The 13,855-nt window shown below is 42.7% G+C and carries 11 protein-coding genes; 4 read left to right on the top strand and 7 right to left on the bottom strand.

Features of this window, described 5'->3' with window-relative positions; all coding sequences use genetic code 11:
* Nucleotides 1-4,604, top strand: a 4,604-nt coding sequence (locus AC4II3_RS25385; RefSeq protein ID WP_488029497.1) for an nSTAND1 domain-containing NTPase, incomplete at its 5' end; no start/stop codon positions are given.
* A 430-nt stretch (nucleotides 4,605-5,034) separates the two neighbouring features.
* Nucleotides 5,035-5,226, top strand: a complete 192-nt coding sequence (locus AC4II3_RS25380; RefSeq protein WP_488029496.1) for a hypothetical protein — start codon at nucleotides 5,035-5,037, stop codon at nucleotides 5,224-5,226.
* Nucleotides 5,227-5,357: 131 nt separating this feature from the next.
* On the opposite strand, the gene AC4II3_RS25375 is transcribed toward AC4II3_RS25380, so the two are convergent.
* From AC4II3_RS25375 to AC4II3_RS25365, 3 genes are read right to left on the bottom strand one after another with little or no spacing between them, the layout of a single operon-like run.
* Nucleotides 5,358-6,119 (bottom strand): class I SAM-dependent methyltransferase, encoded by a 762-nt coding sequence (locus AC4II3_RS25375; RefSeq protein ID WP_488015018.1) that lies wholly within the window; start codon nucleotides 6,117-6,119, stop codon nucleotides 5,358-5,360.
* A gap of 30 nt (nucleotides 6,120-6,149) precedes the next feature.
* A complete protein-coding gene (locus AC4II3_RS25370; RefSeq protein ID WP_488015020.1) occupies nucleotides 6,150-6,380 on the bottom strand; it encodes a hypothetical protein in 231 nt (76 codons plus the stop codon).
* Entirely contained in the window at nucleotides 6,352-6,567 is a 216-nt protein-coding gene (locus tag AC4II3_RS25365; RefSeq protein WP_488015022.1) for an MmgE/PrpD family protein, read from the bottom strand. The genes AC4II3_RS25370 and AC4II3_RS25365 overlap by 29 nt, the downstream gene beginning before the upstream one ends.
* Before the next feature lie 106 nt (nucleotides 6,568-6,673).
* On the opposite strand from AC4II3_RS25365, the gene cobA reads away from it, so the two are divergent.
* The gene (gene cobA, locus AC4II3_RS25360) at nucleotides 6,674-8,323 is read left to right on the top strand and encodes a uroporphyrinogen-III C-methyltransferase (RefSeq protein ID WP_488015024.1); all 1,650 of its coding nucleotides are present in this window, start codon (nucleotides 6,674-6,676) and stop codon (nucleotides 8,321-8,323) included.
* A 397-nt stretch (nucleotides 8,324-8,720) separates the two neighbouring features.
* Here the strand turns inward: cobA and AC4II3_RS25355 are convergent, their stop codons facing one another.
* The 3 genes from AC4II3_RS25355 to AC4II3_RS25345 form a co-directional block, all read right to left on the bottom strand.
* Nucleotides 8,721-9,707: a methyltransferase gene (locus tag AC4II3_RS25355; RefSeq protein WP_488015026.1), complete on the bottom strand. Its 987-nt coding sequence runs from the start codon at nucleotides 9,705-9,707 to the stop codon at nucleotides 8,721-8,723.
* A 232-nt stretch (nucleotides 9,708-9,939) separates the two neighbouring features.
* Complete coding sequence (locus AC4II3_RS25350; protein WP_488015028.1) at nucleotides 9,940-10,692, bottom strand: sulfotransferase-like domain-containing protein; 753 nt, start codon at nucleotides 10,690-10,692, stop codon at nucleotides 9,940-9,942.
* A 95-nt stretch (nucleotides 10,693-10,787) separates the two neighbouring features.
* Nucleotides 10,788-11,609: a phytanoyl-CoA dioxygenase family protein gene (locus AC4II3_RS25345; RefSeq protein ID WP_488015030.1), complete on the bottom strand. Its 822-nt coding sequence runs from the start codon at nucleotides 11,607-11,609 to the stop codon at nucleotides 10,788-10,790.
* Between the two features lie 922 nt (nucleotides 11,610-12,531).
* Here AC4II3_RS25345 and AC4II3_RS25340 point away from each other — a divergent pair.
* Nucleotides 12,532-12,840 (top strand): hypothetical protein, encoded by a 309-nt coding sequence (locus AC4II3_RS25340; protein WP_488015032.1) that lies wholly within the window; start codon nucleotides 12,532-12,534, stop codon nucleotides 12,838-12,840.
* A 70-nt stretch (nucleotides 12,841-12,910) separates the two neighbouring features.
* On the opposite strand, the gene sfsA is transcribed toward AC4II3_RS25340, so the two are convergent.
* Complete coding sequence (sfsA, locus tag AC4II3_RS25335; RefSeq protein ID WP_488015034.1) at nucleotides 12,911-13,642, bottom strand: DNA/RNA nuclease SfsA; 732 nt, start codon at nucleotides 13,640-13,642, stop codon at nucleotides 12,911-12,913.
* Between the last annotated feature and the right edge of the window lie 213 nt (nucleotides 13,643-13,855).

The following is a 13,855-nucleotide window of genomic DNA, read 5'->3' as shown; positions in this document are numbered from 1 at the left end:
CCCCAGATACAGCGCTACTCTATTTTTCTGGACATGGTTTACGAAAAAGCAAGGGCATACAAGAAGGCTTTTTGGCCACTAGTGATGTTAACCCAGACATGGGTTCTTGGGGTTTATCCTTACAATGGCTGCGACGACTGTTACAAGACAGTGAAGTAAGGCAGCAGATTATTATTTTAGATTGCTGTTATGCCGGGGAAGTCCTAAATGTCGCAGAAGCAGACCCTGGAGAACGGGGTAAAGGCAGAGACCGGTGTTTTATTGCTGCTTCTCGTGCCTTTGAACTCGCCTATGAAGACATTGGTAGTAATCATAGTGTTCTCACCTCTGCACTGATCAAGGGATTGGAACCAAGCCAGGAGCGATGGGTAACTAACTATACCTTAGTTGATTTACTCACTAAAGAACGGAATGCTTTTCCCCAGATTCCTATTTTTAGTAATTCCGGTGAACCGATTAATCTGACTCGCAGGTGGACAGCAGCAACAAAAAAATTGGCTACCTCAGCAAAAAATATCTGTCCTTATAAAGGCTTAGCTTATTTTGATTGTACGGAAGAAGATGCTAAGTATTTCTACGGTCGCACTGCCTTAACGGATCAATTGTTGGACAAGGTGCGTGTTGGTAATTTTATGGCTGTCTTGGGAGCGTCTGGTAGTGGGAAGTCTAGTGTAGTTAGGGCAGGATTATTATATCAGTTACAACTGGGACGGAGGTTATCGGGTAGTGAAAGTTGGCAGATAAAAATCCTTCAGCCCGGTGAACATCCCCTCAATTCTTTAGCACTAACCTTTGTAGATTCTGGGTTATCTGATATCGAACAAGCGACTCAATTAGCTCAAGCCGAAGATTTGATCTTAAAGGGTTCTGAAGGGTTAAGACAATTAATCGCTGTGACCGATACCCAGCGGCTAATACTAGTAGTTGATCAGTTTGAAGAAGCCTTTACCTTGTGTCAGGATAGCTCAGAAAGACAGCAGTTTTTTGAATGCTTATTGGGGGCTTTACCTAAAACTGGAGATAAACTCTGCTTGGTATTGACAATGCGAGCAGACTTTTTTGGTAAATGTCTTGAACAGGACTATAGCGGATTGGCACAGCAGATTCAAGAACATGGAATCGCTGTGATGCCCATGTCACCAGAGGAGTTAAGACAAGCAATTGTAAAACCAGCCAAACAGGTAGAATTGGAGATTGAGCCAGGACTGGTGAACGAAATACTGGCAGATGTAGCCGATGCGCCAGGGTATCTCCCATTGCTGCAATATACCCTGACACGACTGTGGCAAGAAAGCACTGATAACTGTTTGCGGCTCAACACCTATGTCAAATTGGGTGGTGTGATGGGTACTTTGCGTAAACGGGCGACTGAGGTGTATGAGCTATTTTCTGAAGAAGAACAAGCAGCAGTTAAGCATATTTTTCTGGCACTAACCCAGTTGGGAGAAGGTACAGAAGATACCCGAAGACGAGTATTAAAGCCGAATTTAGTGAATCAGCGCTATGGAGAGAAACTTATTGATACGGTAGTTCAGAAGTTGGCTGATGAAAAGCTAGTTGTTACTACTGAAATGGTAGGTAAAGGAGGAGAAGCAAAGAGAGTAGCAGTAGTGGATGTGGCCCATGAAGCCTTGATTCGTCATTGGAGTCTGTTGCGGAGTTGGATAAGTGAAAACCGGGATGGGATGAGAATAGCCCGTAAGATTGAAGCAGCAGCTGAAGAGTGGACAAGGGAAGGCAAGCCAGAAGAAATTGCTTTTTTACTACAGGGAGCAAAATTAAGTAATGCTGAGGATTATCTCGCTAAAGATCTTTCCCAGGGTCAGCTTAATAGTGATGCACAAGAACTTATTAAGGTTAGTCAAAAAGTCCGCAAGCGCATACTTGACAAAGATAAACAACGTCAACAGGAACTACTAGAGGAGTCGGAAGCCAGACGAAAAGCAGAGGTAAAGGCACGCCATTTAGCAGAACAAAGAGAAAAAGAACAAGCCCATGCTAATAAAGAACTCCGTGGTAAAACACGGCAACTTGGGGTTTTATTGATATTAGTTATCATAGTTAAAATTATTGCTATAATTGTTAGTTTACTATACAAGAATAAGGAAATTCAAGCAATTAACGCAGCATTAGAATCAAAAGCTAGGAATATCAAGTCTTCCGTATTATTAAAACCTACTACAGAAGACTTGATACAAGCTATTGAAACAACAGGTGAAAGTCAAACCTACCAAAAAGACTTAAAACCAACGGTGATCACTGAAGTTAATTCTAGCTTATTGGTAGCTTTAGATAAGGTACGAGAAAGGAATCTTTTACAAGGTTATTTGATCGCATTTAGCCGAGATGGAAAAAAGATTCTCAGTGGGAGAGCCGACAAAACAGTGCGGTTGTGGGACACCGAATCCGGTCAATTGCTCCATACCTTACAAGGTCATACAGATAATGTCACTGATGTCGCCTTTAGCCGAGATGCTCAGAAGATTGTCAGTGGGAGTAGTGACCGCACAGTGCGGTTGTGGGACACCGAATCCGGTCAATTGCTCCATACCTTGGAAGGTCATGAAAGTTATGTCACTGATGTCGCCTTTAGCCGAGATGCTCAGAAGATTATTAGTGGGAGTAATGACAGAACAGTGCGGTTGTGGGACACCGAATCCGGTCAATTGCTCCATACCTTGGAAGGTCATGAAAGTTATGTCGATGTGATCGCTTTTAGCCCAGATGGCAACAAGATTATCAGTGGGAGTGAGGACGGCACAGTGCGGTTGTGGGACACCGAATCCGGTCAATTGCTCCATACCCTACAAGGTCATACAGATGCTATCAGTGCGATCACTTTTAGCCCAGATGGCAACAAGATTATCAGTGGGAGTGAGGACGGCACAGTGCGGTTGTGGGACACCAAATCCGGTCAATTGCTCCATACCTTGGAAGATCATACAGATGCTATCAGTGCGATCGCCTTTAGCCCAGATGGAAACAAGATTATCAGTGGGAGTGAGGACAGCACAGTGCGGTTGTGGGACACCGAATCCGGTCTACTAATCCATACCTTGGAAGGTCATACAGGCTGGGTCAATGCGATCGCCTTTAGCCCAGATGGCAAACAGATACTCAGTGGCAGTCAGGACTTCACAGTGCGGTTGTGGGACACTGATTCCGGTCAACTTCTCTATACCTATCAAGGTCATACAGGTTCTTTCAATGATATCGCCTTTAGCCGAGATGGCAAACAGATTATCAGTGGGAGTTGGGACGGCACAGTGCGGTTGTGGGACACCGAATCCGGTCAACTAATCCATACCTTGGAAGGTCACATAAATTTTGTCAACAATATCGCCTTTAGTCCAGATGGCAAACAGATTATCAGTGGGAGTTGGGACGGCACAGTGCGGTTGTGGGACACCGAATCCGGTCAACTGCTCCATACCTTGGAAGGTCATACAGGTCGTGTATCAGATATCGCCTTCAGCCGAGATGGCAAACAGATTATCAGTGGGAGTTACGACAAAACAGTGCGGTTGTGGGACACTGATTCCGGTCAACTTCTCTATACCTATCAAGGTCATACAGGCTGGGTCAGTGTGATCGCCTTCAGCCGAGATGGCAAAAAGATACTCAGTGGTAGTTGGGACAACACAGTGCGGTTGTGGGACACTGATTCCGGTCAACTTCTCCATACCTATCAAGGTCATACAAGTTTTGTCAATGCGATCGCCTTTAGTCCAGATGGAAACAAGATTATCAGTGGCAGTGGGGACAACACAGTGCGGTTGTGGGACACTGATTCCGGTCAACTTCTCTATACCTTGGAAGGTCATACAAGTTATGTCAGTGCCATCACCTTTAGTCCAGATGGAAACAAGATTATCAGTGGCAGTGGGGACAACACAGTGCGGTTGTGGGACACTGATTCCGGTCAACTTCTCTATACCTTGGAAGGTCATACAAGTCGTTTGACTGATATCGCCTTTAGCCCAGATGGCAAAAAGATTATCAGTGGGAGTGAGGACGGCACAGTGCGGTTGTGGGACACCGAATCCGGTCTACTAATCCATACCTTGGAAGGTCATACACTTCCTGTCGCTGATATCGCCTTTAGTCCAGATGGCAAACAGATTCTCAGTGGGAGTTACGACAACACAGTGCGGTTGTGGGACACTGATTCCGGTCAACTTCTCTATACCTTGGAAGGTCATACAAGTTATGTCAATGCGATCGCTTTTAGTCCCGATGGCAAACAGATTCTCAGTGGGAGTTACGATAAAACAGTGCGGTTGTGGCGGGGTGGAAATTGGAAAGATTGGTTAAAAGATGGATGTGATCAGCTGCAATTTCATCCTGACCTTGTTGCACCTAAAAATAATAAAGCAGGAGAAGCTTGTCTTAAGCATGCCAGTTGGGAAGATAAAACCAAAGCCGAATTTCTGGTGAGACAAGGTCGAGCTCTTTTACAAAAAGAGCAAAATATCAAGAGTGCTGTTAAAAAATTTAAAAAAGCGCAAAAACTCAATCCTGACATCGACCTCAATCCAAATACAAAGGAAATAGATAAAGACCCACAAACAGTAGCGCAACAGTTAGCCCCAGACTCGAAATAATCACATGGCTGTCCACAGAAAAATGAAGTAGGTGCTCAAGCCATGGCCTTTAGGCCACGCTACGCGAACGCCTCAACGGGTACCTAGCAACCAAATATCTTACCATTACAGCCGAAATCTTGGATAGATTATCAGCTACTTTGCGCTGCATCAAGAGGTGTGACCCGTGGCGAATTTAATTCTTAATGGTAAGAGCGCACCTAACAGGGAATCAGCCTCAAATAAATCTGAAAAGCGCGTAGCGCTATACCTCTGGCGACTCTCTCAATAATTTTTTACAAAATTTAAAAAATATGCTATAATATGCAATTTTTTGTGCTAAAATGAAACCGTGGAGAAAAAAATCCACGGGAAGAGCCAGCCTAAGAGTTTTCCTAGGCCACAGGCTGGCTCTGGCTACCCCTTAAACTAAAGGAGATAACTTAATATTATGTTGTATCGTCTAAGCCTATACCCATGGGTACTGATTCGGCTATTACCACCGATGCCACCAGTCGTTTTCGCTCGGTTCCGCTACTGTTGTGATGCCAAAGGTTATGGGCAGACCCTGAAACAGCTGCTGCCTGATGCTAAGTTTCTAATAGTTTTAGATATAAGTCTGCCGATGGAGCAAGAGGAATAGGGAGTGTTGCAAGGGTAGGTTTTTGACATTTGGGTCAAACCCACCCCCACACCCCACACCCCACAACCCACACCCCACACCTCACGTCTTTGTTAAAAACCTACCCCTGTGAGCCTAGCCCCAGGGGTAGTTCACTCTATCCGACCAACTCTCATGTGTAATGGCCATTGAAATATAATTTTCCTCTCGGGATCGCCCCAAGCCTCGACTAGACGCTTGGAGAATTCCAAGATTGGTTCGTGGGATTGAACAGCGATAAGCTTTTGAATCGCAGACCAAGTATTCAAATATCCCAGAAATTCTTCCATGTTCCATTGGGTTTCTATTTTTAAAATAGGTGTTTTTAACTCAGCAAAAGGAAAAGGAATGGTTTGATAATTTTGAATCAGTAGTTTTATTTCTTCTGCCCAATACTGGTCAACCACTGTGGTGAAAAAATTCCTAGACATTTGGTCTATGTGATTTTCTTCTGGAGGTAATTCAAAATACCAGTAGCCCCAGAGAGCAATAATTCCTCCAGGTTTAGAAACTCGCTGCACTTCCTGATAAAATTTTTCCAGATTAAACCAATGAACAGCTTGGGCAACAGTTATTAAATCTATAGATTGATTCCCTAGCCCGACTTTTTCGGCCACTGCCACAGAATAGTTAATCTTATCATGATCAAATGCATGACTAATTTGCTTTTCGCTGGCATCTGTAGCATAAATTTTTTGAAAATGAGGTGTTAAGCCCAAGGCTACTTGACCATTACCAGTGGCACAATCCCACGCTCTTTGACGATCAGGTACAAGTCCAGCTAAATACTCAAACAAAGATTCTGGATAATGAGGTCTATAGTTTCTATAATCATTTGCTTGCTTTGAGAAGTAGTCTTTAAATTCTGTAACCAAAGTCCTTTTCCTCTAATTTAATTTAGCAAACTATGACGATATCATATTCTTAATCGCAGTTTGAATACAGTCTATCTTTTCCAAATTAAGCACATCAGTATAAGCCTGGCTAACTTGTTGTGAAGATAAGCTCAAAGAAGCACAATCCCAAAACTTAGCTTTCAACTCTGACTCGGTAAGGGGATTTTGAGGATGACCCTTAGCTATCGCCACTTCCTGGAAAAGGTAACGCTCATCTACTAACTTGACCTTGATTAACACGGGAAGTTGCTCCTCCAAAACTCTCAGCATAGCGAAATACAATGTTACCAACGGGGGTTGTTGCTCCTGCTAGTATCACCCCAAGAGTGTCTAAAATTGCATTTTTAGCTTGAGCGACAACCGTTTCCGGCAAGTTTTGATGTTCGATCTGCTGTACAAAAGCAGCAAACTGGTGTGTAGTACTCAAATATAACTCTCCAAAGCATTATTTTGATGAACAATCTTGAGCTAACCCTTGATTAGCCCTACTGTTGATTAGCCCTACTATATAGCTATGAGAATTGCTATATATAATGACTAATCACAAAAAGGGAAAAATTTACATCGTAGGTGCTGGTCCAGGAGATGTTAACTACTTAACGGTAAGGGGGCAACAACTACTGACTCAAGCTGAAGTGTTGGTCTATGATGCTCTAGTAGATTCCCTTTTATTGCAACTAGTGCCCTGTGATTGTCAACTCTTCGATGTAGGGAAACGGGGTGGACGCCCTTCTACACCCCAAGCTACGATTAACCAACTGCTGGTAGACCAATGCCGACAAGGCAAGCAAGTGGTAAGGCTAAAAAGTGGTGACCCGTTTATTTTCGGGCGCTCTAGCTCAGAAATTCAGGCATTGATTGCTGCTGAGTGTCAGTTTGAGGTGATACCAGGCATTTCCTCAGCCCTAGCCGCTCCCTTACTAGCGGGAATTCCTTTAACAGACTCGGTTTTGAGCAAATGCTTTGCCGTTGTCACTGCTCATCAGCCAGAGCAACTAGATTGGGAAGCACTAGCAAGAATCGACACCCTGGCGATTTTAATGGGAGGACGTCATCTCGGGGAAATTGTCCAGCAGCTGCAACGCTATGGGCGATCGCATCAGACCCCCATTGCTCTGATTCGCAATGGTGGACGCCCCCAGCAACAGGTTTGGCTGGGTACTTTAAGCACTATAGTAAACCAAACCCTTGGTATCTCCCTCTCACCTGTGGTAATTGTAGTTGGTGAAGTAGTGGGGTTAAAGGCATCTATGGGATTAGCTGATCAAGACCAGTCGAAGAGTGAAGCTTGTCAAGACAAGGTTCAAGCGGGAACGGAAACTACCGAAGCGCTTACTGGAAAAACTGTCTTAGTTACCCGTTCCGCTAGTCAATCCCAAAAATTTAACCAGCTCCTGGAACAAGAAGGAGCGACTATTATCGAAATGCCCACGTTGGTGATTACTCCTCCTTCCAGTTGGGCTGGATTAGATTATGCGATCGCTAATCTCGCTCACTTCGATTGGTTGATTCTCACCTCTAGCAATGGGGTGGATTACTTTTTTAAACGATTACTGAATAATGGTAAGGATGCCCGTGCTTTAGTCGGGATTAAAATTGCTGTGGTGGGTAAGAAAACTGCGGCGAGTCTGAAACAACACAATTTACAACCGGACTTTATCCCACCAAACTTTGTCGCTGATTCTTTGGTAGAACATTTTCCAGAGTCTTTAACTAACAAACAAGTGCTTTTCCCCCGAGTCGAAACCGGTGGGCGAGAGGTGTTAGTAAAAGAACTAACGGAAAAAGGTGCTCAAGTGGTAGAAGTTGCTGCCTATGAGTCTGGTTGTCCAGATTACATGGCTCCTGCTATTTTAGATGCTTGGCAACAGAGAGCAATAGATATTGTTACGTTTGCTAGTTCTAAAACCGTCAAGAATTTTTACAAACTTCTCAAGCAAGCCTTTAACTCTTCAACGGACACTAACCTCCCCTATTTAAATCCCGACGCCGAACAATCTGCACCCTTAAAAACTCTTGATTCCCTTTTACAAGATGTCTGTATCGCTTCGATTGGTCCCCAAACATCCGAAAGCTGTCGCCAGTTGTTAGGCAGGGTAGATGTGGAAGCAGTTGAATATACTTTAGAAGGTTTAACTGAGGCGATTGTGGCATGGGAAACTGGGAGAGATGGAAACACATAGGGTGCATCTGATTGGTGGAACGGGCATCAGGGGTGGAACGGGCATCAGGCGTAGAACGGGCATCTTGCCTGTTTCAATTCCCAGGCGGCTAGGATGCCCACCCCACTCATGTTCATCCCTTGATTTAGCAATGGCTACTAAACCGCCTTATTTGCCAGAAATAGGAGTTTTATATCATCTCAGAATAATTACCCTTAATAATAAGCACCTAAACAAAATTAATTTCCTACTACCAATCTCTGTAACCATTACATTGTAAGGCTTTGAGTTTTGAAAAATGTGTAATTAATTTTGTGCACCTGCTTAAAAATCTCCCTATCTCCCTATCTCCCTATCTCCCCATCTCCCCACACCTCCCACCCTCTCCTTAATTATGGGTATTCAAGCAGACTTGATATTAGGGCTTTTCCCCAAGGATGAGAGTTGTTTGTGTAGGCAAAGGAATAACCTTAATATTTTTAAATCCTGTCTTTTCGAGCCATAGGGCAATTTCTTCTTTAGAGCGATTGCCCGATTCGGAATGAAAGCCAATCATTAAGTACAGTTCCATCATTGTACTGCGCAATGACTGCTTAGGATTATCTTCTGGATTTATAAACTCCTGCACGATCAGCAATCCACCTGGCAATAGAGCATCGTAAGCTTTGGACAATAGCCTCAGACATTGCTCGGGAGATATATGACGCAAGACTGCAGAAAGCAGAACAACATCATAGTCCTGATCAAACTCAGTGGTATGAAAATCCGCCGGACATAGGGAAATTCGCTCTTGGAGATTGTATTGCTTCAAGAGGCTGAGGGCGATTTCTAAAGGTTCTTTGAGATCGACAACTACAGCTGTTAAATTAGGATTAGCATTACAAAGAGCAATGCTGTAGCTTCCAGAGCCTCCTCCTAAATCCAGCATTTTACGCCTATTGTTCAGGTTAGTATATTCAGCCAAGACCGCTCCTTGTCCTGCCATAGCTAGGTTATGCCGACCTTTGATATAGCTTGTCCAATAGGTACCAGGATCAACAAAACCATTCTCAAAGGGAAAATCTGGTCTGCCTTCACGGATCAGCTGGTCTAGATTGCCCCAAGTGTACCAAAAATTGGTAATATGGACGACGTAATCACCTTGATACTCTGGCTTGTCTGGTATTAAAAATGTAGAAGCGACTTGAGAGTTTTTAAAATTACCCTCTTCTTTTTCCAGCAGACCTAATCCAGCACAGGATTCAAGAAAAGCTTCGACAAAATCAGGATTAGCTTTGAGGTGATCGGAGACTTCTCGGGCAGAAATAGGTTGTTCCAGTAAAGGAAATATTCCAAGTTTTATCGCCGCTCTGAGAACTGCAGAGTTCCAGAAGCTAAAACATATATTGTCGATGCTGTCCTTCATTTATACTTCTCCTAAATCTACATGCACGTTATTGTCAGATATTTTCAGAGCGGCGTTGCTGAATCAAGTAATGAATCGGAGTAGAGTGGGCATCCTGCCCGCAAGGGCCAGATCAAGGGACGGGCAAGATGCCCATTCTACAGGTGCGACCCGTGGCGAATTTAATTCTTAATGGTAAGAGCGCACCTAAAAACTTTTCAAATCATTCTATTATTCAGCAAAGCCGTCAGAGCTAGTTAAATTGGCAAAATTCTACCTCTTGATATAATTTCTCATAAAACGGCAGACAATCTTCCACTATAGGCATTAGGTCATCAGGTATATTGATAGCTTTTTCCTCATAAGGAATAAAACCGCTAGAATTCATCACTGTGGAATACCAACTTGGGGCAAAGGATGACAGCGATAAGTTTGAGTCTTTTAGTTCAGGTTCCCAACTCAGCATTTTTTCAGAAAATGTTACCTCCAACTTTGCGCATAACCTTTTCAGAATATCTTTGGGATTTCTGACAAACTCCGTTGATTCAATAACCAGGGGGGAGTTTCCTGTCAATGCTTTAACGTCTTGAAAGATAGTGTAAAGGTCTGCTATGCCGACATCATGGAACGTTACGTTCCCCAAAACTTTGTACCAAGATAAAACGATCTCTTTAGGGTCTCTAATCAAAAAAACGTTATGAAGAGATTTAAGCCAGTCTCTGGAAAATTCCGGGAGAGCATGTTTTGCAATGTGTTTTTGGAATGAAAAAGATGCACTATTGGGTAAACTTCCGGTAATTTGTTGAATTACCTTCTCATAGTTGCTTTCAGTGGATTCAAGAATTTCTTGACGATGAGGATGATTGAAACCATGTTTCAACAGGTACGGAGCATAAAACGGTTCATCAAAAATCAGACAACCATCTAACTGTTCAAAAGCTCTCGTCATCAGTGTTGAACGACTTCTCGGGCAAGTCCATAGGGCAATGTGTTTATTTGTTGTCATCCTGTTTATTCCTTTCTAAACTCCAAAATTAGGCATTAGATTAACGCTGATCAAACAATCTAATTTGTTCTGCTCCCACTCTTTGTTTCAATGGTTTATAGGATTAAGGCTTGTTCTGGTAAAGGTTTGATTGCTCTATAGTCTCGACCAACTAAGAAGTCAGGATGCGGATTTTCTACGGCAATCGGAATATTGTCAATACTATTATAGGTAATAATAGCAATTTTTCTTGAAAATGGAGAAATATTATTAGCTGAGCCATGAACGCAATTAGGATGAAAAAATAACACAGTTCCTGGTTTACCTTTGGGCGCTTCTATTCCATATTTTTCTACTAGCTTTATAATTGTTTGTTCTGGTGTAGTGTATTTAAGGTTGGACTGAAAACTCGATATCCATTTTGAGTCTTCTGAAGCAGCATCATCCTGATCAATTTGGTTTAGAGAGCTAATTACTCCTTCTTGATGGGAACCAGGAATAAGACAAAGCGGTCCATTAAATTCGTTGACTTCTTCTAGAAAAATAACAACATTTACCGCTCGTGGTGTTGGCATTCCATCTTCTTTTTGCCAAAAGATATAATCTTGATGCCACGGCCATAGATCACCACTAAAGGCAGCTTTGAAGTTAATTTTTAATTGATGTATGTAGACTTGGCTGCCAAGAAGTTGCATGGCTGGCTCAACAATTAGAGCGTTTTTTGAGATCTTATCCAAGAAGCCATTTTCAGTTGGATCCTCGTGAATTCCTCTTACTGTCGCTTGATCTTCTTCTAAAACGGTTCCTGGTGTATTTTCCCAATAAACAGTTGATAATTTAGCTGTTATCGCTTTAATCTGAGCTTGTTCAAAAATATTATCTAACAGTAAAAAACCATTGTCTTGGTAAGTTTTTTCTTGCTCTTCTTGTAGGTACATATCTCAAACTCCGATTTAAATTAACTCAATGACTCCATCGACTTCAGTCGATGGGTTGATTTTTGGAATGAATGTCATCCACCGGCGAAAGCCGGTTATGAGGGAGTATCAAATCTCTTGAGGAGATCCTCAACCATAATAAGCCTCCGAGTTGATTCGGAGGTAATTGACCAAACAATTCAAAACCTTTGACTAAAGTCGGAGGATGGAAAACATCGACGAAAATAAGGTTACAATAAACGCCTTCGGTAAAAATACTATCATATCCCTTTTCTTTGACTTTGCAAAAACATCTGCCATTTCCCAGTTCTAGAGCTGAGAGTATATTAAGCGATCAGCCTCCGGCATGGCTTCCCTTACGCCAGATTTTTGTCTAATCACGTTAGGATTCAGGTGTCGAGAGAAGGGATGAGGAAAGGAGGTTGCGTAAAATGACCTGATTGACCCATAATAACTTACTTCCGTAGGGTGACCTTCGGTCAAAGACATCCATTACCGACTGTTGTTGAAAACGGAAAATTTGGACTGGTCGTGTAGTAAATTAGCGGTCGGCTCAAAACCTTGGAGATAACGAGAGTTACCACTAACCTTGCCCTTGGTCACTGCCAAAAGTAAAGACCTATGTGCTCTCTCCAAAAATATCCTTCCCCTTTAAAATAGACCCTTTGCTCCTGTGGGCTTTGGTTTCAGCCTTAACTAAGTGCCATTTGAATTAAGTCCTTTTTAATGGAATTCCACAACTAAAAAGAAGCCAAAATGGCCAGACGGAAAGAATTTATTTAGATAGAGTAATCCTGTCGAAGATTTTACAAGGTTACCTAATTAGGTAATCCCAATAACTCACTTTCGGGAAATTAGACTAACAAGGGTTTAGTTTCCCTAAAGTAGTCCTTTTAAACCGTTTGAACAGGAGATTTTTCCCATGGATAACTATCTAAGCACTGATTTGGAGTTCATCGCACATTTGTCAGAGAATGAACTCAACGAGATTGCAGGAAGCCGTGGCAGATCTAAAGACTTTGGCAAGGGCAAAGATGATGATGATCGTGATGATGATCGTGATGATGAATTTGAGTTTAAATTTGATGACGATGACTTTGACTTTAAGTTTAAGTTCACAATACCTAAGCGCTTTTTGCCTAAGAATCGCCCCTTTGTGATTAAAAAGTTTCCCGTTAACTTTAACCGCATTTTGGTCTTTAAGCAGGTTTTTACCCTTAAGCATCACTAATACCAGTTCAGGTTATGGGTAAGCTATCAGCTAATAGCTATCAGCTATTAACTTACACCTACTAACACCCTCAACACTCAAAGGTTGCTAACCCCAAATAGCGAACTCCTGACGGGGTAATTTCAAAGCGACAAGGCAACACTTCTAAACCCTTGCTAACTGCTTCTCTTAAAAGTTTACCATAGTCTGGGTCATAGTTATCACCAGGAGAAAAGTGCAAACAATCAGCACGATTAATAAAATAAAGCATCACGGCTCGTGCTTCAGGAAGTAGTGCCATCAGTTCTTGCAGATGTTTTTGTCCACGAGTAGTAACTGTATCAGGGAATAAAGCACGATTCTTTTCAGCTAAAGTAGCACTTTTCACTTCTAAATAAATCGGGCGCTCTGAGCCAGTCAGTAAAAAATCCACCCGGCTTTTCCGTTCTTTTCCGTAACGCACCTCAGGGCGGATTTCGCTGTAGCTGTCCGCTAATTCAGGAATCAATTTTTGTTCCAACGCTAACTTAATCACTCGATTAGGTAAAGCCGTATTAACCCCTACCCAAGTGGGTTCGTTGTCCTTGACCTGAATCATTTCCCAAGTGTATGGTAACTTCCGCTTTGGGTTATCACTCTGGGAGACTTGTACAGGAGAGCCAATAGTTGAAACTCCAATCATTGGGCCAGTGTTGGGGCAGTGAGCAGTAATAATTTCCCCTGATGGCAGTTCAATATCCGCAAGAAAGCGTTTGTAGCGTTTGAGTAAGGTTCCAGCTTTTAGGGGTGGATAGGAGTAAATCAAGTTATTGCCATTAGTCATGTTATAGTTATTAGTTGGTTAATTGCTTAAGGGAGTCGGGAATTTAGAATTTAGAATTTAGAATTTAGAATTTAGAATTTAGAATTGGGAATCGGGAATCGGGAATCGGGAATCGGGAATCGGGAATCGGGAATCGGCAAGAGGGAATACTGATCTTACTCCCCATCTCCCCATCTCCCCATCTCCCCATCTCCCCACATTCCCCTCCTGGGA

It is taken from the genome of Moorena sp., assembly GCF_982860115.1.
The sequence above is the reverse complement of the archived record's forward strand: the minus strand, read 5'-3'. Positions and strand labels throughout refer to the sequence as shown.